Origin of the sequence: Actinosynnema sp. NPDC059797, assembly GCF_042732085.1 — a bacterium.
Lineage (GTDB): Bacteria > Actinomycetota > Actinomycetes > Mycobacteriales > Pseudonocardiaceae > Actinosynnema.
The window spans coordinates 81,568-104,378 of record NZ_JBHWIE010000005.1 but is presented as its reverse complement, the minus strand read 5'-3'; the positions used below and the strand labels follow the sequence as shown (position 1 = coordinate 104,378).

24 protein-coding genes are annotated in these 22,811 nt (G+C 72.8%); 4 read left to right on the top strand and 20 right to left on the bottom strand.

Going from position 1 to position 22,811, the window contains the following annotated elements:
• Positions 1 to 33: 33 nt before the first annotated feature.
• From ACFV4N_RS03475 to ACFV4N_RS03455, 5 genes are all read right to left on the bottom strand, one after another.
• A complete protein-coding gene (locus ACFV4N_RS03475; protein WP_499670895.1) occupies positions 34 to 768 on the bottom strand; it encodes a redox-sensing transcriptional repressor Rex in 735 nt (244 codons plus the stop codon).
• A gap of 233 nt (positions 769 to 1,001) precedes the next feature.
• Positions 1,002 to 1,652: a fasciclin domain-containing protein gene (locus ACFV4N_RS03470; RefSeq protein WP_499670894.1), complete on the bottom strand. Its 651-nt coding sequence runs from the start codon at positions 1,650 to 1,652 to the stop codon at positions 1,002 to 1,004.
• 79 nt (positions 1,653 to 1,731) lie between these two features.
• The gene (locus ACFV4N_RS03465; RefSeq protein WP_499670893.1) at positions 1,732 to 3,213 is read right to left on the bottom strand and encodes a molybdopterin-dependent oxidoreductase; all 1,482 of its coding nucleotides are present in this window, start codon (positions 3,211 to 3,213) and stop codon (positions 1,732 to 1,734) included.
• Positions 3,214 to 3,270: 57 nt separating this feature from the next.
• Positions 3,271 to 3,507 carry a glutaredoxin family protein gene (locus ACFV4N_RS03460; RefSeq protein ID WP_499670892.1) on the bottom strand — a complete coding sequence of 79 codons (237 nt, stop codon included), beginning with the start codon at positions 3,505 to 3,507 and terminating at the stop codon, positions 3,271 to 3,273.
• Positions 3,508 to 3,511: 4 nt separating this feature from the next.
• Positions 3,512 to 4,975 (bottom strand): AMP-binding protein, encoded by a 1,464-nt coding sequence (locus ACFV4N_RS03455; protein WP_499670891.1) that lies wholly within the window; start codon positions 4,973 to 4,975, stop codon positions 3,512 to 3,514.
• Between the two features lie 225 nt (positions 4,976 to 5,200).
• Here ACFV4N_RS03455 and ACFV4N_RS03450 point away from each other — a divergent pair, with 225 nt between their 5' ends.
• The 3 genes from ACFV4N_RS03450 (at position 5,201) to ACFV4N_RS03440 (ending at position 7,832) form a co-directional block, all read left to right on the top strand.
• On the top strand, positions 5,201 to 5,803 hold the full coding sequence (locus tag ACFV4N_RS03450) for a sigma-70 family RNA polymerase sigma factor (protein WP_499670890.1): 603 nt from the start codon (positions 5,201 to 5,203) through the stop codon (positions 5,801 to 5,803).
• Positions 5,804 to 5,882: 79 nt separating this feature from the next.
• Positions 5,883 to 6,914 (top strand): DUF5667 domain-containing protein, encoded by a 1,032-nt coding sequence (locus tag ACFV4N_RS03445; RefSeq protein ID WP_499670889.1) that lies wholly within the window; start codon positions 5,883 to 5,885, stop codon positions 6,912 to 6,914.
• Between the two features lie 54 nt (positions 6,915 to 6,968).
• Positions 6,969 to 7,832, top strand: a complete 864-nt coding sequence (locus ACFV4N_RS03440) for an HAD family hydrolase (protein WP_499670888.1) — start codon at positions 6,969 to 6,971, stop codon at positions 7,830 to 7,832.
• Positions 7,833 to 8,282: 450 nt separating this feature from the next.
• Here the strand turns inward: ACFV4N_RS03440 and ACFV4N_RS03435 are convergent, their stop codons facing one another.
• From ACFV4N_RS03435 to ACFV4N_RS03375, 13 genes are all read right to left on the bottom strand, one after another.
• The gene (locus ACFV4N_RS03435) at positions 8,283 to 9,338 is read right to left on the bottom strand and encodes a lysophospholipid acyltransferase family protein (RefSeq protein WP_499670887.1); all 1,056 of its coding nucleotides are present in this window, start codon (positions 9,336 to 9,338) and stop codon (positions 8,283 to 8,285) included.
• 54 nt (positions 9,339 to 9,392) lie between these two features.
• On the bottom strand, positions 9,393 to 10,430 hold the full coding sequence (locus ACFV4N_RS03430; protein WP_499670886.1) for an NAD-dependent epimerase/dehydratase family protein: 1,038 nt from the start codon (positions 10,428 to 10,430) through the stop codon (positions 9,393 to 9,395).
• A gap of 283 nt (positions 10,431 to 10,713) precedes the next feature.
• Entirely contained in the window at positions 10,714 to 10,815 is a 102-nt protein-coding gene (locus ACFV4N_RS03425; protein WP_015105422.1) for a 30S ribosomal protein bS22, read from the bottom strand.
• Between the two features lie 247 nt (positions 10,816 to 11,062).
• Positions 11,063 to 11,266, bottom strand: a complete 204-nt coding sequence (locus ACFV4N_RS03420) for a helix-turn-helix domain-containing protein (protein WP_033428478.1) — start codon at positions 11,264 to 11,266, stop codon at positions 11,063 to 11,065.
• Positions 11,267 to 11,408: 142 nt separating this feature from the next.
• Complete coding sequence (proC, locus tag ACFV4N_RS03415; protein ID WP_499670885.1) at positions 11,409 to 12,221, bottom strand: pyrroline-5-carboxylate reductase; 813 nt, start codon at positions 12,219 to 12,221, stop codon at positions 11,409 to 11,411.
• 100 nt (positions 12,222 to 12,321) lie between these two features.
• Positions 12,322 to 13,143 (bottom strand): thioesterase family protein, encoded by an 822-nt coding sequence (locus tag ACFV4N_RS03410; protein ID WP_499670884.1) that lies wholly within the window; start codon positions 13,141 to 13,143, stop codon positions 12,322 to 12,324.
• An 8-nt stretch (positions 13,144 to 13,151) separates the two neighbouring features.
• On the bottom strand, positions 13,152 to 14,087 hold the full coding sequence (locus tag ACFV4N_RS03405) for a proline dehydrogenase family protein (RefSeq protein WP_499670883.1): 936 nt from the start codon (positions 14,085 to 14,087) through the stop codon (positions 13,152 to 13,154).
• 283 nt (positions 14,088 to 14,370) lie between these two features.
• Complete coding sequence (locus tag ACFV4N_RS03400; protein WP_499670882.1) at positions 14,371 to 15,162, bottom strand: sugar phosphate isomerase/epimerase family protein; 792 nt, start codon at positions 15,160 to 15,162, stop codon at positions 14,371 to 14,373.
• Between the two features lie 57 nt (positions 15,163 to 15,219).
• Positions 15,220 to 16,683 carry an Rv0497 family membrane protein gene (locus ACFV4N_RS03395; protein ID WP_499670881.1) on the bottom strand — a complete coding sequence of 488 codons (1,464 nt, stop codon included), beginning with the start codon at positions 16,681 to 16,683 and terminating at the stop codon, positions 15,220 to 15,222.
• Positions 16,683 to 17,693, bottom strand: a complete 1,011-nt coding sequence (locus ACFV4N_RS03390) for a Ppx/GppA family phosphatase (RefSeq protein WP_499670880.1) — start codon at positions 17,691 to 17,693, stop codon at positions 16,683 to 16,685. Before ACFV4N_RS03390 ends, ACFV4N_RS03395 begins: the two co-directional genes overlap by 1 nt.
• Positions 17,694 to 17,720: 27 nt before the next feature.
• Positions 17,721 to 18,401, bottom strand: coding sequence for a response regulator (locus ACFV4N_RS03385; RefSeq protein ID WP_344036284.1), 681 nt, complete (start codon positions 18,399 to 18,401; stop codon positions 17,721 to 17,723).
• A complete protein-coding gene (locus ACFV4N_RS03380; RefSeq protein WP_499670879.1) occupies positions 18,398 to 19,624 on the bottom strand; it encodes a sensor histidine kinase in 1,227 nt (408 codons plus the stop codon). Before ACFV4N_RS03380 ends, ACFV4N_RS03385 begins: the two co-directional genes overlap by 4 nt.
• Before the next feature lie 107 nt (positions 19,625 to 19,731).
• The gene (locus tag ACFV4N_RS03375) at positions 19,732 to 20,604 is read right to left on the bottom strand and encodes an oxidoreductase (RefSeq protein ID WP_499670878.1); all 873 of its coding nucleotides are present in this window, start codon (positions 20,602 to 20,604) and stop codon (positions 19,732 to 19,734) included.
• Positions 20,605 to 20,613: 9 nt separating this feature from the next.
• On the opposite strand from ACFV4N_RS03375, the gene ACFV4N_RS03370 reads away from it, so the two are divergent.
• Positions 20,614 to 21,282 (top strand): DNA-binding response regulator, encoded by a 669-nt coding sequence (locus ACFV4N_RS03370; RefSeq protein WP_499670877.1) that lies wholly within the window; start codon positions 20,614 to 20,616, stop codon positions 21,280 to 21,282.
• Between the two features lie 77 nt (positions 21,283 to 21,359).
• Here the strand turns inward: ACFV4N_RS03370 and ACFV4N_RS03365 are convergent, their stop codons facing one another.
• Positions 21,360 to 22,106, bottom strand: a complete 747-nt coding sequence (locus tag ACFV4N_RS03365) for a phosphoglyceromutase (RefSeq protein WP_499670876.1) — start codon at positions 22,104 to 22,106, stop codon at positions 21,360 to 21,362.
• 115 nt (positions 22,107 to 22,221) lie between these two features.
• Complete coding sequence (locus ACFV4N_RS03360) at positions 22,222 to 22,569, bottom strand: hypothetical protein (protein ID WP_499670875.1); 348 nt, start codon at positions 22,567 to 22,569, stop codon at positions 22,222 to 22,224.
• Between the last annotated feature and the right edge of the window lie 242 nt (positions 22,570 to 22,811).

The following is a 22,811-nucleotide window of genomic DNA, read 5'->3' as shown; positions in this document are numbered from 1 at the left end:
CCGCCTCCACCGTTCGGCCGGCTACCCGCACGATCACGGGCGAATCACCACCCCGTCCACTCCGACTCCGTTGACCACGTCACCGGCGGCCTCGTCAGCCCGCCGCGCGACGTGGAACGACAGGATCTGCATCTCGACCGCCAGGTCGACCTTGCGCACCTCGACGTAGTCCGGCACTTGGAGCACGACGGGTGCGAAGTTCAGGATGCACTGGACTCCGGCGGATACCAAACGGTCGCAGACGGCCTGAGCAGCCTGAGGGGGTGTCGCGATGACCCCTATCGACACCTCCCGCTCGGCGCAGACGGAGGTGATGTCGTCGATGTGGTTGACCGGTATGCCGCCTACCGGCACACCCGTCAGGTCGGGGTCGATGTCGAACAGCGCGGCGACCGGGAAACCCCGGCTGGGGAAGCCGCCGTAGTTGGCGAGCGCGTGACCAAGATTACCGATCCCGACGACCGCGACGGAGTGCTTCCGGGTCAGCCCGAGGATGCGCTCGATGTGGCTCACGAGCACCTCGACGTCGTACCCGACGCCCCTGGTGCCGTACGAGCCGACGTAGGACAGGTCCTTGCGGAGCTTCGCCGAGTTGACGCCCGCCGCGCCGGCCAGCTCCTCGCTGGAGATGGTCGTCACGCCCTGCTCGGCCATCCCGGAGAGCACCCGGAGGTACACCGCGAGGCGCGCCACGGCCGCCTCGGGGATCGCCCGTGCCCGCTCCCGGACGTCCGCGGGAGTGTCGGCGGAGATCTTCGGAGTGGTCACGACCCCGTCACCCTCGCCCCGCCGATCCGCCACGCTGGTACTCCTCGACCTCAGCCGCACCGACCCGCCGGGCACCTTCACCAGCGGGGTGATGCGACCACCGTACCGCTTGTGAACGCTTGCACAAAGTTGGCGGACCGGCGCCGGGGAGCGCCGCGCGCGCAGGTGGGCCGCGTCCCCACGCGGCACGGGGGAACGCGGCCCACCAATGGGTGAACTTGCGAAGCCGCAGGTCAGGCGGCCGGCGGCGTGAGCACCTTGCCGATCACGAACACCGTGGCGTTGGCCGTCGGGATGTTGCCGCACAGCACCGGGGCGCCGTTGACGGTCATGGCGTCGCCGGAGCCCGCGATGGTCAGCTCCTGGCCGGTGAGGGCCTTCACCGTGCCGGCCTCCTCCAGGCCGTCGGCGTCGTAGCGCTGCCCGACGACGTGGTACTGGAGGATCTTGCCCAGGGTGGCCGGGTCGTTCGCCAGCTCCTGGAACTTCGCGTCGCCCAGCTCGGCGAACGCCGGGTCGGCGGGCGCGAACACGGTGATCGCCTCCTGGGAGTTGAGCGTGTCGCCCAGGTTGGCCGCGGTGACGGCGGCCACCAGCTTGGTCAGCAGCGGGTTGTTGGACGCCGCGGTGGCCACCGGGTCGTCGACCATGCCCTGGAGCGAGCCCTCGTCGGAGGGGTCGGACGGCACGCTCGCGCAGCCGGGGCCGAACACGTCGGTGGTCCCGGTGACGCCGTCGCCCTGGGGCGCGGCCATCGCGGAGCTGGTCGTCGTCGTGGTGGTGGTCGTGCTCTCGGCCGGAGCGGCGGCTTCGTCGCCGCCGCCACCGCAGGCCGTGAGCGAGAGGGCGGTGGCAGCGACGAGGGCGAGAACGGGTTTCCGCACAGCGGATCACTCCTCAGTTTCACCGGATTCGGTAGTCACTGAGGCATTCGATCCTCAGGCCGTTCCGGTTCGGGGGAAATCACCCGACCGTGAAGAAAATCGAGTGCCACCCGGTCGCGCCGTCCGGCACGGGCGCCAGCCGGGCCTGCGGCTGGGTGAAGCCGGACCGGTCCGTGGCGCGCGCCTCGACGGTGTGACCGCCGGGCGCGAGGTCCAGCTCGACCCGCCACATGCGCCACGTCGAGCCGTCGACCTCGGCGGCCAGCCGGGCGGTCCGCCACGGCCCGCCGTCCACGCGCACCTCGACCTTCGCCACGCCGGTCGGCTGCGCCCACGCCACCCCCGCCACCACGACTTTCCCCGTCACCGTGGCCAGCCCCTCCGGGCTGTCGATGCGGGACATGACCTTGATCGGGGCGCGCTCCGCCCACCCGCGCTCCAGCCAGTACGCGCGCTTGGCCGCGAACGTGGTCAGCTCCAGGTCGACGACCCACTTGGTGGCCGACACGTAGCCGTACAGGCCGGGCACGACCAGCCGCGCCGGGAAGCCGTGCTCCAGCGGCAGCGGCTCGCCGTTCATGCCCAGCGCGATCAGCGCGCCCCGGTCGGCCTCCAGGACCACGTCCACCGGCGTGCCCGCGGTCCAGCCGTCGGCGCTGGTGGAGAAGAGCTGGTCGGCCCCCGGCCGCACGCCCGCTTCCAACAGCACGTCCCGCAGCGGCACGCCCACGAAGCGGGCGGTCGAGACGTAAGGCCCGCCGACCTCGTTGGACACGCAGGTCATCGTGATGGTGCGTTCGACCAGGTCACGGCGGCTCAGGTCGGCGTAGCGCAGGTTCAGCTCGCGGTCCACCAGGCCGTGCACGCGCAGCACCCAGTCCTCGGCCCGCACCCGCGGCACGCTCAGCGCCACGTCGACCCGGTAGAAGTCGCGGTTGGGCGTGATGAACGACGGCGTGCCCTCGGCGGCGAAGTCGACGCCCTCCGGCAGCGGGGGCGCGGGCCGCGCGGGCGTGAGGTCGCCCACCGCCCGCCGCGACGCCTCCACGTCCACCCGGTTGCCCAGCAGCTGCCCGCCCAGCCCGGCCACCACCGCCGCGCCGGAGGCCACCAGGAACGCCCGGCGCCCCTCGACCTCCGCCCGCGAGGACGCGTGGAGCCACCGGAACACCGCGACCCCGACGACCAGGCTCGCGACCGGGGCGAGGACGCCCAGCAGGCCCACGTCCGGCCGGTGCAGCACGGCGGCCACGCCGAGCAGCCCCAGGACGACCGCCAGCACCGTCCCCGGCGTCGCCGACCTCCGGGACAGCAACCCCGCGACCACGGCCGCGACCGCGAGCACCACGGCCATGCCGACCAGCAGCACGAGCTTGTCGTAGGTGCCGAAGGTCCGGACCGCGAAGTCCTTCAGCCAGGGCGGCGTGAGGTCGATCGCGGTGTTGCCGACGGCGAGGAACGGCGAGGCGGGCGGCCCGACCAGCGCCGCGACGAGGTGCCCGGCCGCCAGGGCGGCGGCCACGCCGAGCAGTCCGGTGAGGGCGGCGGTCCAGCGGGTCATACCCGGGATTCGACACCCGCGGCGCTCCGGTTCACCCGAACCGTAAGACGTCGGTAATCAGGCCAGCGCGGCCCGCAACCGGTCCTCCTCGACCTCCCAGTACCCGTGCTCCCGCCCGTCGACCAGGAACACCGGCACCCGGTCGCCGTACTCGGCGCGCAGCTCGCGGTCGGCGTCGACGTCCTGCTCGTCCCAGGGCACGCCCAGCTCCCCGCAGATCCGCTCGATCTCGGCCCTGGCGCGCTCGCAGGCGTGGCAGTCGACCCGGCTGACCAACGTGACGTGGTGGCTCACCCCGTCAGGCTAGAGGCAGCCTCAACCGCGCCCGCGCCAGCTTCCCGGTCGGCGAGTGCGGCAGCGCGTCGGCGAACTCCACCGCGGTCGGCACCTTGAACTTGGCCAGCCGCTCCGCGCAGTGCTCCTTCACCGCCTCCTCGGTCAGGTCGCCGCCCTCGACCGGCACCACCACGACCTTGACCGACTCGCCGGTCCGCTCGTCCGGCACGCCGACCGCCGCCGACTCGGCCACCCCGGGCAGCTCGTTGACCACCTGCTCGACCTCGTGCGGGTAGACGTTGAACCCGTTGACGATGATCAGGTCGCCCGCCCGGTCCACCAGGTGCAGGTCGCCGTCGGCGTCCAGGTAGCCCACGTCGCCGGTGCGGAACCAGCCCTCCGCGTCCGGGCCGTGCGCGCCGTCCGGCCAGTACCCGCTGAACAGGTTCGCGCCCCGCGCCGACACCAGCCCGGTGCCCGGCTCGTCGTCCTCGTCGAGCGGCCGGCCGTCGGAGTCGACCAGCCGCACCTCCACGCCCGGCAGCGCCCGGCCGACCGAACCGGCCTTCGGCTCGCCGGCCAGCGTCGTGGTCAGCACGGGCCCGGTCTCGGTCAGCCCGTACCCCTCGTACACCGGCAGGCCCACGGCCCGCCGCACCCCGTCCAGCACGCCGGCCGCCAGCGGCGCGGCGCCGGAGGTGAACAGCCGCACGGTCGCCAGGTCCTCCCGCAGCCGCTCGACCGGCTGGGCCAGGATCGCCTGGTACATCGGCGGCACGCCCACCAGCGTGGTCACCCGGTGCTCGCGGATCGCGGTCAGCGCCTGGTCCGGGTCGAACCGCTCCAGCAGCACCGCCGTCGCGCCCGCGCCCGCGACCTGCAACAACCCCGGCCCGAGCCCGTAGACGTGGAACAGGGGCAGCGCCAGCAGCACCCGGTCGCCCGCGGTGACCGGCGCGGGCCGCAGGGACGCGCACTGCTCGACGTTGGCCAGCAGCGCCCGGTGCGACAGCATCGCGCCGCGCGGCGTGCCGGACGTCCCCGACGTGTAGCCGAGCACGGCCAGGTCCTCGCCGGACCCGACGGCGGCGAACTCCTCGCCCGGTGCGAACCCCGGCGCGGGCAGCGCCTCGACGTCGACCTCGCCGGCGTCGCCGACCAGCAGCCGCGCCCCGCTGTCCTCGACCAGCCGCGCCAGCTCGCGCGCCGGCTGGCCCGGCCCGGCGGGCACCAGGACCCCGCCCGCGCGCAGCACGCCGAACACGGCCACGCAGAACGCCGGGCCGGTCGGCAGCCGCACGACCACCCGGTCGCCGGGTTCGACGCCCGCCCCGACCAGGCGACGCGCCTCGCCGTCCACGGCGGCGTCGAACTCCGCCCACGTCCAGCTGTCGGAAGTGGTGACATCCACCAGTGCGACGTGCTTGGGTCCTCGGTGCGCGGAGGCGCGAACCAGGTCGGCGACGTTGCGTGCGGATGCGGTCAACTCGACCTCCTGGGGGACCACGGGGTGCCTCCGCGCAGTCTGTCACGCGCGACCGGCGTCACGAAGTGCCTCCGTCCGCGTCTCAGGCTCGAGACCGGTTGCCGCTACCTACTACGGAGTAACAACACGTATGCTGCCTGGACGGCGACTCCCTGGAGGTGCCGCGAGCCGATGACCGCGAGGGCACGCGAGAACCCCGTCCGAAACATCCGCGCGCTCCGATCGATGTGGAGCACGGGAGGGCGGTCAAGCACGATCGTGAGCGTGGAGAGCGAAGCGGCGGACGAGCCGTGGGTCCTGGTCCGTGCCGCACAGGACGGCGACACGGACGCGTTCGGCGCGCTCTACGACCGGTACGTCGACGTCGTGTACCGGTACGTGCTGTTCCGCGTGGGCGATCGGACGCTGGCCGAGGACGTGACCAGCGAGACGTTCCTGCGGGCGCTGCGCAGCATCCGCTCGATCAGCTACCAGGGCCGCGACGTCGGCGCGTGGTTCGTCACCATCGCCCGCAACATCGTCTTCGACCACGTGAAGTCCAGCCGCTACCGGCTGGAGGTCACCACCGCCGAGCTGACCGACAACCGCGAGGTCACGGACGGTCCGGAAGACGAGGTCCTGACCGGGGCGACCAACGCGGAACTGCTCCGCTGCGTAGGCCAACTGGGTGACGATCAACGGGAGTGCATCACACTGCGTTTCATCCAGGGCTTGTCCGTCGCGGAGACGGCCGCGAGGATGGGCCGCAACGAGGGTGCGATCAAGGCCCTGCAACACCGGGCCGTGCGCAGGCTGGCCCAACTGCTGCCGAACTGGCTGCGCGCGTAACCCCGGTGGCGCCCGGTTCGTTGTTCGGGTCAGGATCGCTCGGGAACGGTGCGGGATGGTGGGCAGAGGGATCACGCCGTTGTGGCGTCACAGGCAGCGCGAGCAGTTCGCCCGCGCCGTCGACGCGCATCCCGAGCCGGGCGACGAGGCGTTCGCCGACGAGCTGGCGGTCGTGGCGCTGCTGCGTGAAGCCGCAGTCACGTCGGGCCCCGACGAGGCCGCCAAGGCCCGGATGCGCGAACGGGTCCTCGGCGCGGCCACACCCCCGACCAAGCTCGACTCCCGCCGCCCCCGGTCAGGCGCCCGAGGCCGATTAGCGGTCGCGCTGGCCGCCGCGCTGTGCCTGGTGTTCTCGCTGGCCGGCATGAGCCTCCTGCTCAGCCGCGACGCGCTGCCGGGCGACGCGCTGTACGGCGTGAAGCGGACCGCCGAGTCGGCCTCGCTGGGCCTGACCTTCGGCGAGGACTCCAAGGGCTACAAGCTCCTGGAGTTCGCCTCCGCGCGCCTCACCGAGGTGGAGACCCTGGCCGACCGGTACTCGGGCGACGGCCCCCTCGGCGGCTACCTGACGGCGCTGGCCGACTTCGACACCGACGCCGCCGCGGGTTCCCGCGTGCTGACCGCGTTCGGGTCGGGCTCGGACCGGCGCGCCCTGGAGGACCTGCGCGACTGGGCCGGCTCGCAGGCGGAGCGCCTGACCCGGCTGCGCCCCGTGCTGCCGCAGGACGCCGTCACCCGCGCGGACGCGTCCCTCGACCTGCTGGCGCACATCGGCGAACGCGCCACCGCGCTCCAGTCCCGACCCACGTGCGGCGGAACCGACGACCTGGGCCCCCTGCCCGCCGAGGACGAGTGCGCCCCCCGACAGCCGGCCCCCACGACATCACCCACCGCGCCCCCCACCGCATCACCCACCGCACCCGACGTCGACACCCCGGGCGCCCCCACCACGACCGCCAACGCCCCGAACACCCCCGCGCCCACCACGACCGTCGACGCCCCGCCAACGTCACAACCGGTGCCGCCGACCACCACGACCCCGGGCGGTCCCGTCCTGCCGTTGCCCACGTTGCCCCTGCCGTCGCTACCGCTGCCCGGCCTCGGCGGCTGATCGCTACCCTGTCCCCATCGGACCCCGGGAGGCGCTGACGTGGTGAAAAGGCGTGTGGAAGGCACGGCCGAGCGGGAGAGGCTGGCCGCGCTGGCAGGCGAAGCCTCGGCCGAGGCCGCGCTGGCGACCGTCGACCCCAGCACCACCGACCTCACCGCCGCGGCCTTCTTCGACGTCGACAACACGATGATGATGGGCGCGTCGATCTTCCACTTCGCCCGGGGCCTGGCCGCCCGCAAGTTCTTCAAGAACTCCGACCTCATGGGCTTCGCCTGGCAGCAGATCAAGTTCCGCGTGGGCGGCCGCGAAGACCCGCAGAGCGTCGCCGCGTCCCGCGAACAGGCCCTCTCGTTCGTCGCGGGCCGCTCGGTGGCCGAAATCGTCTCCCTGGGCGAGGAGATCTACGACGAACTCATGGCCGACAAGATCTGGACCGGCACCCAGGCCCTGGCCCAAATGCACCTGGACGCCGGCCAACGCGTCTGGCTGGTCACCGCCACCCCGGTGGAACTGGCACAGATCATCGCCCGCCGCCTGGGCCTGACCGGAGCCCTGGGCACGGTCTCGGAAAGCTCGGACGGGATCTACACGGGCCGCCTGGTAGGAGACCTCCTGCACGGCCGCGCGAAAGCCCACGCAGTCCGCGCCCTGGCCGCCAAAGAAGGCCTGAACCTGCGCCGCTGCACCGCCTACTCGGACTCGGTGAACGACGTCCCCATGCTGTCGGTGGTAGGCACGGCAGTAGCCGTGAACCCGGACTCAGGCCTGCGCGAAACGGCACGCAAACGAGGCTGGGAAATCCGCGACTTCCGCACGGGCCGCAAAGCGGCGAAAATCGGCGTCCCCTCAGTCCTGGGAGCCGGCGCAGTGGCAGGCGCAGTAGCAGCAACAGTCGCCTACCGCCGCCGCGACCGCTAGCCCCAAGCCGCCCCCGGCTCCGACCGCATGACACGCGCGTCCTGAACGCATGACACGCGAGCACTGAACGCATGACACGCCGGTCCTGAACGTACGACACGCCCGACCGGAACGTACGACTCGCACGTTCTGAACGTACGACTCGCGGTGTCCGACTGGAGGACACGCGGTGTCCGACTGGAGGACACGCCGACGAGACCGGAGCACGACGAAAACACGGGCGGCTTTTTGTGAAGCTGGGGGCTCGTGGTCTCCCGTATGGCCTGGGCGCAGCCCTACCGCGCTTGTCAAGGGGTGTCGCACGCTTTTCGCGACACCCCTTGACAAGGGTGGTTGCCTCAGGCAGGCCATGCGGGAGACCACGAGCGGCAAGGCTTTTCTCCCCCGGAGGCCTGCCCAGCGGCGAGCGTCCGCTTTTAAAGCCCGTGAACCCCATAAACAACCGAAAGGTCAGCCCAAGAAGACGTTTCGCCGTTGCGTGAGCAGCCGGTACAGGGTCTGCTGGATCGTCTCCCGCACCTGGTCGGTCAGGTTGAACACCAGCATCGGGTCGTCGGCCGCGTGCTCCCCGTACTCATCCGTCCGAATCGGCTCACCGAACTCGATGTACCACTTCGACGGCAGCGGGATCGCCCCCAGCGGCCCCAACAACGGGAAGAACGGCGTCACCGGGAAGTAGGGGAACCCGAACAACCTGGCCAACGCCTTGATGTCACCGATCTTCGGGTAGATCTCCTCCGCGCCCACGATCGAGCACGGGATGATCGGCACCCCGGTGTTCAACGCCGCCGAGACGAACCCGCCACGCCCGAAGCGCTGGAGCTTGTACCGGTCCTTGAACGGCTTCCCGATCCCCTTGAACCCCTCGGGCCACACCCCGACCAGCTCACCGGAGCACAGCAACCGCTCCGCGTCGGGGTTGCACGCCAGCGTCTGCCCGGACTTCCGCGCCAACGCCCCCAGCACCGGCGTCTTGAACACCAGGTCCGCCCCGAGCATCCGCAGGTGCCTGCGCGCGGGGTGTTCGTTCCGCACCGCGAACGCCGTCATCAGGGCGTCCAGGGGCAACGTCCCCGAGTGGTTGGCCACGATCAACGCCCCACCCCGGGCGGGCACGTTGTGCATGCCGATCGTCTCCACCCGGAACCACTTCTCGTACAGCGGCCGGAGCGGCGGCATGAGCACGTTGTCGGTGAGGTCGGGGTCGAACCCGAACTCGTCCACCTCGTACTCGCCCTGGAGCCGCCTGCGCGCGAAGCTCAGCAGCTCCGCCAGGTGCCGCTCCCACTCGGCGGGGCGCTCAGCGGCGGTCTCGGCACCGGCACCAGCACCACCCTCCGCACCAGCACCAGCACCACCCTCCGCACCAGCACCAGCACCACCCTCCGCACCAGCACCAGCACCGTCCCCGGAGGTGGACACCCGCTCGACCGCCCGAGCACCACCCCGTCGTCGGGGCGCCTCCCGGTCCGCACCGTGCAACGGGATCACCCGCGCCTCTGCCACGTCCACCTCCTCGCCGTCACCCCGACCAAACCCCGACCCGACCCGACCCGACCGCTAACGCCACCGGGCAGCAGCGTCGAGCACCTTCCGCTCCACCCCCGCCACCACCTCAGGGTCGATCAACGGCCGCAACGCCCGCCCGCTCACGTAATCGTCGAACGCCTGCTGCGTGGTCCACCTCGGCGTGAACCCGAACTCGGTCTTCAACAACGTCGTGTCCACCACCCGCCCCCAGTTGAGGAACCTCATCTGGTCCGGCGAGAAGTCCACCAACCGGGCGCCCCGGAGGAACCGCCCCATGGTCGGCACCGCCGCGCTGGGCACCCTCAGGTTCACCCGCCCGGCCCGGCGGATGGCCTGCGACAGCAGCAGCACGCCGTCGCCGCCCACGTTGTACACCCCGGGCAGCTCGTTCAGCGTCGCCCGCTCCAGCACCGCCAGCGCGTCCTCGGAGTGCAGGAGCTGCACGCGCGCGTCGTACCCCAGCACCGTCGGCACGACCGGCAGGGCGAAGTACCTGGTCAGCACCGTGTCGATGCGGGGCCCGATGAAGTTCGTGAACCGCAGCGCGGTCACGTCGACGTCCGGTCGGCGCCGCGAGAAGCTGCGGACGTAGCCCTCGACCTCCACCGCGTCCTTGGCGTACCCGCTGGACGGCAGGTCCTTGGGCCCCATGTCCTCCGTGAACACCGCCGGGTCGCGCGAGCTGGACCCGTACACCGCGCTGGTGGACTTCACCACCAGCTTGCGCACGTGCGGCGACTTCTGGCACGCGGCCAGCAGCTGCATCGTGCCGATGACGTTCATCTCCTTCAACGCGCTGCGGCCGGTCGGCCCGGCCGGGTTCGCGTTCACCGACGCGTGGACGACCGTGTCGACCTGCGCCGTGGCGATGACCTTCGCGATGAGGGGGTTGCGGATGTCGGCCCGCACGAACTCGGCGCGCCCCATCCGCCGCAGCACGTCACGCGGCGGCGGCTCGGTGTCCACGCCGAGCACGCGCTCGATGTCCGGGTTGGCCGCGAAGCGCGCGGCGAGGTGGCCGCCGAGGAAGCGGCTGCAACCGGTGACGAGAACGACCTTGGGCGCCATGCGACTCCATGTCCGGTGCTGCGACTCGACGATGCTAACCGGGTTCGCGCCGACGCGAAGGACGGCGGGAACGGGAGGGCCTCAGCGCAGGTCACCGGCACCCCACCGACCAATCACCCGGAGGGCGCAACCCGGAGCACCGCGGAACGAACCCTCACCCCCGCGCCCTCACACCCCACCCAGGCCCTCACACCCCGCCCAAGCCCCTCGGAACCCCCACCAACAGCAACACCGCCGACCCCGGCACGAGACCGGGGACCGGCGGTGTGAGAACCCGCAGGGGTTACTTGCCGCGCTTGCGACGCTGCACCCGCGTCTTGCGCAGCAGCTTGCGGTGCTTCTTCTTCGACATGCGCTTGCGGCGCTTCTTGATGACCGAGCCCATGCGGGTTCCTTCACTACTAGACGTCGGTTGCTCTCCACGCGCCGGTGGAGACACCCGTCAAGAGGGCGCGCCGACACCAGGCACGAACGGCCTATCACTTTACCCGGCGGCCGGCGCGGGCTCTCAGGCACCCGCCCCGACCACCGACCCCACGCTCAACCGCCTCCTCCACCGGGCACCACCCGGCGTCCCCGCCGAGCACAACCCGGCAGCTCCACCGGGCGTCACCCGGCGGCCCCGACAGCCGTCACCCGGCGTCGAAGTAGGCGTTCCGCAGGTACTCGTCCACCGCCTTCTCAGGGACCCTGAACGACTTGCCCACGCGCACCGCCGTGAGCTCACCGGAGTGCACCAACCGGTACACCGTCATCTTCGACACGCGCATCACGAGCGCGACCTCGGCAACCGTCAGGAACTTGACTTGGCCGAGCGACTTCTCCTCCGCAGGCATGGATCACCGCGTCCTTCGACACGCGTCGTGCCGTCGGCTTCCCCACCGACGGTTCGACACGCACGTGCTCCCCTGAGAGTAACGGGACACGTGGGACTGGTGCGACGGCCAATGGCGGAATCAGTCCTCTTCGTGGGCCTGATCAGTCCTCTTCGTGGGCCTGCCCGAGCTCGACCGAACGGTCGCGGGCGGCCTCCAGCGCGGCCAGCATGGCGGCCCGCACCCCGTGCTTCTCCAGCTCGCGGATGGCCATGATGGTGGTGCCTGCGGGCGACGTGACGGCCTCGCGGAGGATCACCGGGTGCTGGTCGCCCTCGTTCAGCATGGTGGCCGCGCCGACCGCCGACTGGATGATAAGCCGCCCGGCGAGGTCGCGCGGGATGCCGAGCAGGATGCCCGCGTCGATCATGGCCTCGACCAGGTAGAAGAAGTACGCGGGTCCGGACCCGGACAGCGCCGTCACGGCGTCCTGCTGGCTCTCCGGCACCCTCGCCACCTGGCCGACCGTGCTCAGCAGCTCCTCGACCAGCGCGAGGTGCTCGTCCGACGCGTACCGGCCGGCGGAGATGGCGCTCATCGCCTGCCCGACCAGCATCGGCGTGTTGGGCATGACCCGGACCACCGGCGTGCTGTCGGGGAGCCGGCGCTCGAACAGCGAGGTCGGCAGGCCCGCGCACAGCGACACGACCAGCGTCCCGGGCTTGAGCACGGGGTTCAGCTCGTCGAGCAGCGGCTCGATGTCCTGGGGCTTGACCGCGACCACGAGCACGTCGGCCCGCTGGGCGGCGCCCGCCACGTCCGTGCCCCCCACGCCGTACCGCGCGGTCAGGGCGGCGGCCCGCTCCGGGTGCTTCTCGGTGAACAGCAGCTCATCAGCCTGGCGGCCGCCCTGCAACAGCCCGGACAGCAGGGCTTCACCGATCTTGCCAGCCCCCAGCACGGCGATGGTCGTCATGCCCTTAGCCTGCCACGCCGCACCAACCCGGAATCCCGCACCCGCTCGCCCCCTGTCTCGACCAGGACCCCGCGAACGCCCCACCCCGGGCACCACCCGCTCAGCCCTGGAGCGCGCCTCCCGGCGCCGCGGGCGTCAGCGCCAACTGCCGCGCCTGGCACACGAGCCGCCCCGCCGAGTCGACGACCACGGCGTCCTCGTCGAACCACTGCCCGTGCACCGCGCTGCACGACACGCGCACCCGCAACCACCCGGGCGCGGGCTCGGCCCGCAGCAGCGCCGTCAGCTGCACCGTCGGCGACCACCCGAACCGGCCGAGGTTGAACGTCACCGGCATCGAGATGTCGCCCGCGACCAGCGCGAAGTACGGGTCCGGCCGCCCGTCGAGCGGGCGCGCCCACAGCCGCAGCACCAGCGGCCCGCCGACCTCCCCCGCCAGGAACCCGGCGCCCTCCGGGTCCAGCCGCACGTCGCACGCCGACCCGAGCTTGTAGACCCCGTCGGCCCCCATCGACGCCAGGTCCACGGCGTTCGCGGGCGGCGCGGCCGGCATGTCCGGCAGGTCGGCGTAGTCCGCCGGCTCGGTCGGCATCCGCCCGACCGTCACCACCGCCTCCACGCAGCTCCGCCCGCGCTGCTCCAGCACGGCCGCCACCACGGTCGCCGTGCGCCCGGCCTTGCGCACCTCCGTCCTGATCAGCACCGGGCCGACCTCCGGCGCGCGCAGGAACTGGGCGCTCACCGACAGCGGCGCGAGCTGGTCGGGCACCACCGCCCGCGCGCCGTCCACGGCCGCCCGCGCCAGCAGCGCCAGCAGGAACCCGCCGTGCGGTTTGGGCCCGACCGTCCACCCGGCGGGCAGCGACGCGGTGTACGTGCCGTCGCCCAACGGGCGGACCGCACTGGCTACCGAGAAGGACACAGGACTCCTCACGACCGGCCGAGCAGCGAGCGCAGGAAGGGCGCGGCGTTCGCCGGGCGCTCGGCCAGGCCGCGCACCACGTGGCCGTACCACTGGTCGCCGTACGGGACGCGGACGCGCACCACGTGCCCCTCGGCGACGAGGTGCCGTTGCGCGGCCGGGCGGACGCCGTACGGCAGCTGGTACTCGAAGCCGTCGACGGGCCGGCTGTACCAGCGGGCGCGTTCGGCGACGATCTCCACCAGCCTCGGGTCGTGGGTGGCGAACACCGGGCGGCCGGACCCCTCCAGCAGGGTGTTGGCGCAGCGGACGTAGTTGAGGTCCACCTCGTGCGGGTCGGTGAAGGCCACCGACGCGGGGTCGCCGTGCGCGGTGCCGCCGCACGCGTCCTCGCACAGCCGGACGCGGGTGCCGGCCAGCTCGCGGCAGTCGTCGGGGGTGCGGCGCAGGTGAGCCCGGAGGGCCACGCCGGTCAGCGGCCACGCGCGGCGCAGCTCGGCCAGCACGCGCAGGGTGGGCTCGACCTCGTCGTGGCGCCGCGCGTCGAGGGTGACCGTGGTGCCGGCCTGCTCGGCGGCGGCGCAGATGCGGGAGGCGTTGGTCAGCGCCAGCGACTCGTTCAGCGCCAGCCCGACGGCGGGCAGCGCCACGCCGACCTCGACGTCGGCGGCCAGGCCGACGGCGTGCAGCTCGTCGAGGAGCCGCAGGTGGGCCAACACGGTCCGCTCGGCGGCGGACCTGGTGGCGGCGTCCTCGCCGAGGTGGTCCAGGGTGACCCGCAGGTCGTCGCCCACCAGGCGGCCGGCCACGTCGATCGCGTCGGCGGCGGTCTCGCCGGCCACGAACCGGCGCACCACGTCGCGGCTGACGGGCGCGGTGGCGACGACCCGGCGCAGCGCCTCGTTGCCCGCGGCGGCCAGGATCAGCGTCCGCAACGGATTCACGATCAAGACCCTAACCCGAGCGCGGTCGCGCATACCTCGCCCACCGCGCCGGGGCACGCGACACGCCGGACCCGAACGCGTGACACGCGCGGGGGTTCACGGACCCGAACGGTGAACTCGGGGGTCCTGACCGTACGACTCGCAATGCCTGACCGTACGACTCACCAGGTCCGACCGTACGACTCGCAATGCCTGACCGTACGACTCACCGGGCCTGAACGTACGACTCGCGATGCCTGAACGTACGACTCGCGATGCCTGAGTGGAGGACACGCGGGAGGGGTCAGGTGGGGAGGTGGCGGCGGGCGAAGGTGAGGGACTCGGTCAGGAGGGCGGTGCGGTCGGGGGCCGTGCGGGCGCGGCGGGTGTTGACCTCCAGGACGACCTGGCCGGTGAAGCCGGTGCGGGCCAGGTGGGTCAGCAGCTCGGCGCACGGCTGGGTGCCCCGGCCCGGCACGAGGTGCTCGTCCTTGGGCAGGCCGGAGCCGTCGGCCAGGTGGACGTGGGTGAGGTTGTCGCCCATCCGCTTGGCCAGCTCCATCGCGTCCACGTGCGCGGCGGAGGCGTGCGACAGGTCCAGCGTGTAGTTCCGGTGGCCCACGTCGGTCGGGTCGATCGACGGCCGGAACGCGGTGATCTGCACCGAGCGGCCGCGCCCGAGGGGCCGGCGGACCGGGAACATGTTCTCCACCGCGATGGCCACGCCGCTGTCGTCCTCCAGGGACGCCACCAGCTCGGGGAACGCCTCGGCGTAGCGCCGCTGCCACGCGAACGGCGGGTGCAGCACGACCGTGCGGGCGCCCAGCTCACCGGCCGCCACGACGCTGCGCCGCAGTCGCTCCGCCGGGTCCGGCGACCACACCCGCTGGCTGATCAGCAGGCACGGCGCGTGCACCGCCAGCACCGGCACCCCGGTCCGGTTCGACAGCCGCCGCAGCGCGCCCACGTCCTGGCTGACCGGGTCGGCCCACACCATGACCTCGACCCCGTCGTACCCCAGCTCGGCGGCGGCCTCGAACGCGGCGCCGGCGGGTTGGGGCCACACGGCCGCCGTGGACAGGCCGACCGGGATCAAGTCCTCACCACCGGGATCGAGTCCTCACCGCCGGGGTTCACGAGCCCACCACCGGCATCAGGACTTCACCAGCAGCATCGCCGCCGGCGAGACCGTCACGATCAGGCCGACGAGCACGGCCAGCACGGTGGTCTGGAGGTCGTCGGCCCGGCGGATCTTGCGGACCAGCATCACCAGGCCGACGGTCACCACCAGCGCCACGACCAGGGCCGCGGGCGCCAGGGTCCGCCACAGGAAGTTGAAGCCGAGCCACAGCGCCGCGCCGCCGACCACGCCGACGGCGAGCTGGCCGAGCATGACCAGCCACTCCTTGCCCGCCGACCGGTCGCCCTCGGGCTCGTCGTCCACCTCGTCCACGTCCGAGAGCCCGGCGGGCTCGTCGTCGTCGAAGCGGCGACCGCGGGACGGGGACGAGTAGTCGTCGTCCTCGTCCTCCTCGTCGAGGTCGACGTAGGGGTGGAACTGGGTGCTCTCCGGTTCCGGGCGCGCACCGCGGTCACCACGGTCACCGCGGTCATTGCGCTCGGGCCGGTCGCCGAGGTCGGGGCCGCCCTCGGGCACGTCGTCGCCGAACCAGTCCTCCGCGGACTGGTCGGGCAGCGGCTCGGGCAGCTTCGGCGGCGCGGGCGGCACGATCAGCACCGACTCGGTGGGCAGCGACTCCAGCGGCACGTTGGGCGTCAGCTCGTCCGGGACCCGCGGCAGCACCTCGGTGACCGGTTCACGCGGCGGCGCGGGCGGCACGGGCGGCGACACCGGGCGGACCAGGCTGGTCCGGGCCGCCTCCGGCACCACCGGGGGCGTGAGCCGGGTCGCCTCGGGACCGACCGGCGGCGTCAACCTGGTCGCCTCAGGGCCGACCGGCGGCGTCAGCCGGGTCGCCTCGGGGCCGACCGGCGGCGTCAACCTGGTCGCGTCGGGATCGACCGGCGGGGTGAGCCTGGTCGCCTCGGCCCCGGCCTGCGGGTTGAGCCGGGAGAGGTCCGGCGCGGACGGCGCGGGCGCGCCGGGCCTGACCGGCTCCCCCTCGAAGTCGTCCACGATCGGCGGGACGATGCGCGTCTCCTCGGCCGGGTCGACGTCCGGCGCACGCCTGCGCCCGCCCGGCTCCGGTTTCACCGGCGACCGCTTGGCGGGCGGGGCCGGCCGGGAGGGCGGCTCGCCCCGGGGCGGCGCGCCGGGAGCCCCGGCCACCGGCGGCACGGCGGCGGGCGGCGGCTGGACCGGTGGTTGGACCGGCGGCTGGTAGGCCGTCCGCTCCAGCTCGTCCTCGGCCTCCCGCGACGGGGGCGGCGGCGGTGACGGCGGCAGGGGCTGCGCGGGCGGCTCGTCCCGCACCGGCAGCAACCGCCCGCTGTCGGAGTTGACCCGCTCGATGATCGCCTGCGGAGCGGTGTCCGAGGCGTCCTCGGCCCGTCGGCGTCGCCGACGCGGCGCCACCTCGCCGGCGCCGCCGCCGTACTGGGCGAGCAACTCCGCGACGGTGCGCTGGGTCCGCTCCGACTCGCTCTCTCGACTCATCAACTCCACCGTGCCCCGTGGCGGCCAGTCCGTCCAGTGTCACCCGTCCGGCGGGTACGGCCCGCCGCGGCGTCCTGGTCCAGCCCATTAGTGTGGTCCAGCCGGCGCAGGATGACACCTTCCCGCAGAGCCCAGGGGCAAATCTCCAGTTCGCCCAGTGACAGGGCTCGCATGGTGGCCTCCGCCACCATCGCGCCCGCCACGAGCTGGTGCGCCCGGCTGGGGCTCACCCCTTCGAGCTCCGCCAGGTCGGCGGCCGGCATCCGCGAGATGAACGCGATCAGCTGCCGCAGACCGGCGTCGGTCAGCACCCGCCGCGCGCGCGGCCCGGCAGATGATGGCGCGGCACCGGTCAACCGCGCCAGCGTCCGGAAGGTCTTTGAAGTCGCAACCACTCGATCGGGTTCACCCGCTCGGCGGAGCTTCTTGGCCACCGGTGCGAGCTGGTCCGTCAGCCACTCGGCGGTCTCGCGCACCTCGTCCCGCGTCGGCGGGTCGTGCGCGAACCGCGTGCGCGTCAGCCGGCCCGCGCCCAGGGGCACCGAGAACGCCTCCTCGGGCGCCTCGTCCACGCCGATGGCCAGCTCCAGCGACCCGCCGCCGATGTCCAGGCACAGCAGCCGGCCCGCCGACCACCCGAACCAGCGGCGCGCCGCGAGGAACGTGTACCGGGCCTCGTCCTCGCCGGACAGCACCTGGAGGTCGACGCCGGTCTCGCCGCGCACCCGCTCCAGCACCTCGGCCGAGTTCCCGGCCTCGCGCACCGCGGACGTGGCGAACGCCATCAGGTCCTCGCAGTCCAGCCGCTCCGCCGCCGCCTTGGCCGCGGCGACGGAGCGCACGAGCTGGTCCGCGCCCCGGCGCGAGAGCATGCCTGAGCCGTCCAGCTGCTCCGCGAGGCGCAGCACGGACTTCTCCGAACTCATCGGCGTCGGGTGGGCACCCCGATGAGCGTCCACCACCAACAGGTGGACCGTGTTCGAACCGACGTCAAGCACCCCGAGGCGCACGCGGTGCACCGTACCTGGTCGGGGTGATCACGACTCGAACTTGTATCCCAGTCCGCGCACGGTCACCAGGTGCCGCGGGGCCGACGGGTCCGGCTCGATCTTCGACCGCAGCCGTTTGACGTGCACGTCCAGGGTTTTGGTGTCGCCGACGTAGTCCGCGCCCCACACCCGGTCGATCAGCTGGCCGCGGGTCAGGACCCGGCCGACGTTGCGCAGCAGGTACTCCAGGAGGTCGAACTCCTTGAGCGGCAGGCTCACCTCGGCGCCGTCGACGGTCACCACGTGCCGCTCGACGTCCATCCGCACCGGGCCGGCCTCCAGGACCTGCGGCAACAGCTCCTCGGACTCGCCGCCGCGGCGCAGCACCGCGCGGATGCGGGCGATCAGCTCCCGCGCCGAGTACGGCTTGGTGACGTAGTCGTCGGCGCCCAGCTCCAGGCCGACGACCTTGTCGATCTCGCTGTCCCGCGCGGTGACCATGATCACCGGCACGGCGGAGCGGGCGCGCAGCTGCTTGCACACGTCGGTGCCGCTCATGCCGGGCAGCATCAGGTCCAGCAGCACGATGTCCGCGCCGTTGCGGTCGAACTCCTCCAGCGCCTCCTGGCCGGTGGCCGCGAGGGCCGCGGTGAAGCCCTCCTTGCGCAGCAGGAAGGCGAGCGGATCGGCGAAGGAATCCTCGTCCTCCACGATGAGCACCCTGGTCACAGCTCTCCTCCGTGGTTGCCCGCCGCGCCGGTCGGCACGGTGGTCAGCTCCTGCCCGACCGGGCCGTTCCCGGTCAACGCCGCCTTGCGCAGGTCGGCGGTCGGCTCGTCCCCGTCGGGGTGGGCCGGGAGGCGCAGGGTGAACGTGGAGCCGGTGCCGGGCAGGCTCCACAGCTTCACCTCGCCACCGTGGTTGTTGGCGACGTGCTTGACGATCGCCAGGCCGAGGCCCGTGCCGCCGGTGGCCCGCGACCGGGCCTTGTCGACCCGGTAGAAGCGCTCGAACACCCGGGTCTGCTGGTCCTCGGCGATGCCGATGCCGCGGTCGGTGACGGCGATCTCGACGAACCCGTCGACGAGCTTGCGGCTGACCGAGACGGGGCTGCCCGGCGGTGAGTACGCGACCGCGTTGTCCAGCAGGTTCGTCAGCGCGGTGACCAGCAGCGTCCGGTCGCCCTCGACGGTCAGGCCGCTGGGCTCGTCGGTGGTGACGGCGATGTCGGCGCGCTCGGCGGCGAGCTTGGTGCGGCTCATCGCCTCGCTGATCACCACGTCGACCTCGACGGGGCTCAGCTCGGGCAGCTTCTCCGCGCCCTGGAGCCGCGACAGCGCGATCAGCTCGGTCACCAGCGTGCCCAGCCTGGTGGCCTCCTGCATGATCTTGGCGCTGAACCGGCGCACCTGCTCCTGGTCGTCGGAGGCGTCCAGCACCGCCTCGGCCAGCAGCGCCAGCGCGCCCACCGGGGTCTTCAGCTCGTGGCTGACGTTGGCCACGAAGTCGCGCCGCGTCGCCTCCAGCCGCACGGCGTCGGACTCGTCGGACGCCTCGACCACGACGAAGCCCTCGGTCAGCACCTTCACCGCCGCGTGCACGGCGGTGGGCTGCCGGCCCTTGATGACCTCCAGCGACGACAGGTCCACCGAGACCACGCCGCCGTCCTGGCGGGCCAGTTCGGCGGCGCGGCGGGCCCGCTCGTCCACCCGGTTGCCGCGGACCACGCCCAGTTCCTCGGCCCTGGCGTTGTGCAGCACCACGTCACCGAAGCCGTTGAGGACCACGATGCCGTCGTGGGAGGAGCGGACCACCATGGCCATCAGGTCGGCGACGGTGAGGCCCTTGGGGCGGTCGTCGCGGGGACGCGCGGTGACGCGGCCGACGATGAACGCCACACCGCCGATCAGCAGAGCGCCGATCGACAGGACGAAGTAACCCGTTGCGGTCACGATCGCATGGTAAGCAGCTCAGGGCGGGTATGGCCTAGTGCGCGAACGCGGTTCGTGACTCCTGCGACACGTCCGGGACCGATGTTCTCCCGGCAGTCGACCGCAGTTCACCCAATCGTGTCCAATTGAGCCAGGTCCTGTTCGGACAGGTGCAGGTCCGCCGACGCCAGGTTCTCCTCCAGGTGACGCGCCGAGGACGTGCCGGGGATGAGGAGCACGTTCGGCGCGCGGTGCAGCAGCCACGCCAGGGCGACCTGCCGCGCGGTCGCGCCGTGCCGGTCGGCGACCTCCGCCAGGGCGCCGTGCTGGATCGGGGTGAACCCGCCGAGCGGGAAGAAGGGGACGTAGGCGATGCCCTCCGCCGCCGTGCGGTCGAGCATCCGCTCGTCCTGGCGCGCGGCGACGTTGAACAGGTTCTGCACGCACACCACGGGCGCGATCCGCAGCGCCTGGTCGAGGTGGCGCCCGCCCGCGTTGCTCAGGCCGAGGTCGCGGACCAGGCCCTGCTCGCGCAGCTCGGCGAGCACCGCGAACGGCTCCTCGACCGACTCGGGGTCCTCGGCGCCGCCGACGCGGAGGTTGACCACGTCCAGCCGCTCCACGCCCAGGTGGCGCAGGTTGTCGTGCACGGCGTCGCGCAGTTGCGCGGGCGAGCGGGCGGGGACCCAGTCGCCGTCGGGCGTGCGGCGGTAGCCGACCTTGGTGACGATCACCAGGTGCTCGGGGTAGGGGTGGAGCGCCTCCTTGATCAGCTCGTTGACCACGTGCGGGCCGTAGTAGTCGCTGGTGTCGACGTGGTCGACACCGAGCTCGACGGCGCGGCGCAGGACGGCGCGGGCGTTCTCGGGGTCGGCGGGCGGGCCGAAGGCGTTGGGGCCCGCGAGCTGCATGGCGCCGTAACCGACGCGGTTGAGTTCCAGCACGGGTTCCACGATCACCGGCGCCGGCCGCCGCCGCTCGGTTTGGCAGCTAGCTGCCATGCTGGGGGTGTGGACCGGGGTTCGACGGCCGGCGGCGCGGGCGCGGTGGCCGTGGTGCGGGGAGAGGCCGAGTTGTTCGAGCGGACCGCGCACCTGTTCGCGGCGACCACGCGCGAGCTGTCCTGCGCGGCGAACGCCCTGCGCACGTGGATGGGCACCCACCCGCGCGCGGGCGTCGCGCGGCCCCCGCACGCGCCCGACCTGCGGGTGCGCAAGCTGTTCCGGCTGAGCACGCTGCTCGACCCGAGGTGGGCGGACCACGCGCGGGTCATGGCCGGGCACGGCGCGCACGTGCGGGTCGGCGCGCACGACGTGAACGAGACGATCCTGCTCGACGGCCGGGTGGCGATCCTGGCGGGTGACGAGGCCCACGGCGCCCGCAGCTACAGCGTGGTCACCGCGCCCGAGCTGGTGCACGGGATCTCGTCGCTGTTCGAGGCGGCCTGGCGGGCGGGCACGGAGCTGGCCGTGCACGAGGCCCGGGTGGCGGAGCTGCGGTCGTTCGCGCCCGGTGTGCTGGACGCGCTGAACCGGGGGTTGACGGACGCGGCGGCGGCCCGCGCGCTGGGGGTGTCCCTGCGCACGTACCGCCGCCGCGTGGCGGAGCTGATGACCGTGCTGGGCGCGTCGTCCCGGTTCCAGGCCGGGGCGCGGGCCCGCGAGCTGGGCCTGGTCTAGGACCCGGTCGGCGCCCGGCTCAACGGCCCTTGGGTTCAACGGCCCTGGTCAGCGGCCCCTGGTCAGCGGCCCCTGGTTCAGCGGCCCTGGTTGGCCACGGCCTTGATCGCGTCGGCCGCCGCGTCCGGGTCCAGGTAGGTGCCGCCCGCGGTGATCGGCTTGAGGTCCTCGTCCAGGTCGTAGCGCAGCGGGATGCCGGTCGGCACGTTCAGGCCCGCGATGGCCTCGTCCGAGATGCCGTCGAGGTGCTTGATCAGGGCGCGCAGCGAGTTGCCGTGCGCGGCGACCAGGACGGTCCGGCCGGCCCGCAGGTCGGGCACGATGGCGCTCTCCCAGTAGGGGATCATCCGCTTGACCACGTCGAGCAGGCACTCGGTGAGCGGCAGGTCGGCGCCGAGGTCCGCGTAGCGCGGGTCGCTGTCCTGGCTGAACTCGCTGCCGGTCTCGATGGGCGGCGGCGGGGTGTCGTAGGAGCGGCGCCAGAGCATGAACTGCTCCTCGCCGAACTCCTCCAGGGTCTGCTTCTTGTTCTTGCCCTGGAGCGCGCCGTAGTGGCGCTCGTTGAGGCGCCAGTCCCGGCGCACCGGGATCCAGTGCCGGTCGGCCGCGTCGAGGGCGATGTTCGCGGTGGAGATCGCGCGCCGCAGGAGCGACGTGTGCAAGACCTCCGGCAGCACCCCCGCCTCGCGCATCAGCGCGCCGCCGCGCTTCGCCTCGTTGACGCCCTTCTCCGACAGGGGGACGTCCACCCAGCCGGTGAACAGGTTCTCCGCGTTCCAGACGCTCTCGCCGTGGCGGAGCAGCACCAGGGTTCCGACAGCCATGGGCGTCAGCCTGCCAGATGGGGTGTGCCTGCTCACGCGGGTGGTCGCTGTGATCTTGATCGGTGCAGCGGACCGGTCGCTCCAGCCGGTCCGCCGCACCGGTTCGAGCGCGGGGTCAGCCGCCGAGCGCGCCGGTCAGGCCGCCCAGGCCGCCGCCCAGTCCGCCCAGGGCGCCCAGCCCGCCACCCAGGCCGGCGCTCTGACCGCCACCGGCGGTGGTGCTGCTGGTGCTGCCCACGGTGCCCATCGGGCCGCTCACGCCGGTGTTCAGGGCCGAGAGCGTGTCGTTCAACAGCGGCAGGGTCGGGAGGAACTTGACGACGTCCGTCGGCGAGCCGGCGTGCGTGCCGGTCTGCGAGCCGAGGTTCCCCAGGTTGCCGGGGGCGGCGAAGGCCGCCGGGGCCGCGAACAGGACCGCCGCTGTCGCGCCGGCGACGATGGCCAGCCTTCCAAGGGTGCGCATGCGTGGATCTCCGTAACGAATCATCGGGAGTGTGCGAAGTGCACCCGGACATGCTGGTCCGGACCCGATGCCCGAAGCACCCTCGAACCGCGACATAGACACGATCGAGCGACCGACCCGCCACCGTCGGGGGACAACACCCGGGAGGGGACGCGGGGCGGGAGGGACGGTCGGCCGCGTTCGGCGTTCGGCGTTCGCCGGTCGGGCGGTGGGCGGGGGCCCCCCCCCCCCCGCGCACCCCA

Excerpts from the sequence above, each read along its gene's own strand:
- ACFV4N_RS03360 (WP_499670875.1), bottom strand. The coding sequence starts at position 22,569 with ATGCGCACCCTTGGAAGGCTGGCCATCGTCGCCGGCGCGACAGCGGCG.
- ACFV4N_RS03450 (WP_499670890.1), top strand. The coding sequence starts at position 5,201 with ATGTGGAGCACGGGAGGGCGGTCAAGCACGATCGTGAGCGTGGAGAGC.
- proC (WP_499670885.1), bottom strand. The coding sequence starts at position 12,221 with ATGACGACCATCGCCGTGCTGGGGGCTGGCAAGATCGGTGAAGCCCTG.
- ACFV4N_RS03465 (WP_499670893.1), bottom strand. The coding sequence starts at position 3,213 with ATGACCCGCTGGACCGCCGCCCTCACCGGACTGCTCGGCGTGGCCGCC.
- ACFV4N_RS03365 (WP_499670876.1), bottom strand. The coding sequence starts at position 22,106 with ATGGCTGTCGGAACCCTGGTGCTGCTCCGCCACGGCGAGAGCGTCTGG.
- ACFV4N_RS03420 (WP_033428478.1), bottom strand. The coding sequence starts at position 11,266 with ATGCCTGCGGAGGAGAAGTCGCTCGGCCAAGTCAAGTTCCTGACGGTT.
- ACFV4N_RS03430 (WP_499670886.1), bottom strand. The coding sequence starts at position 10,430 with ATGGCGCCCAAGGTCGTTCTCGTCACCGGTTGCAGCCGCTTCCTCGGC.
- ACFV4N_RS03395 (WP_499670881.1), bottom strand. The coding sequence starts at position 16,683 with ATGAGTCGAGAGAGCGAGTCGGAGCGGACCCAGCGCACCGTCGCGGAG.
- ACFV4N_RS03425 (WP_015105422.1), bottom strand. The coding sequence starts at position 10,815 with ATGGGCTCGGTCATCAAGAAGCGCCGCAAGCGCATGTCGAAGAAGAAG.
- ACFV4N_RS03375 (WP_499670878.1), bottom strand. The coding sequence starts at position 20,604 with ATGGCAGCTAGCTGCCAAACCGAGCGGCGGCGGCCGGCGCCGGTGATC.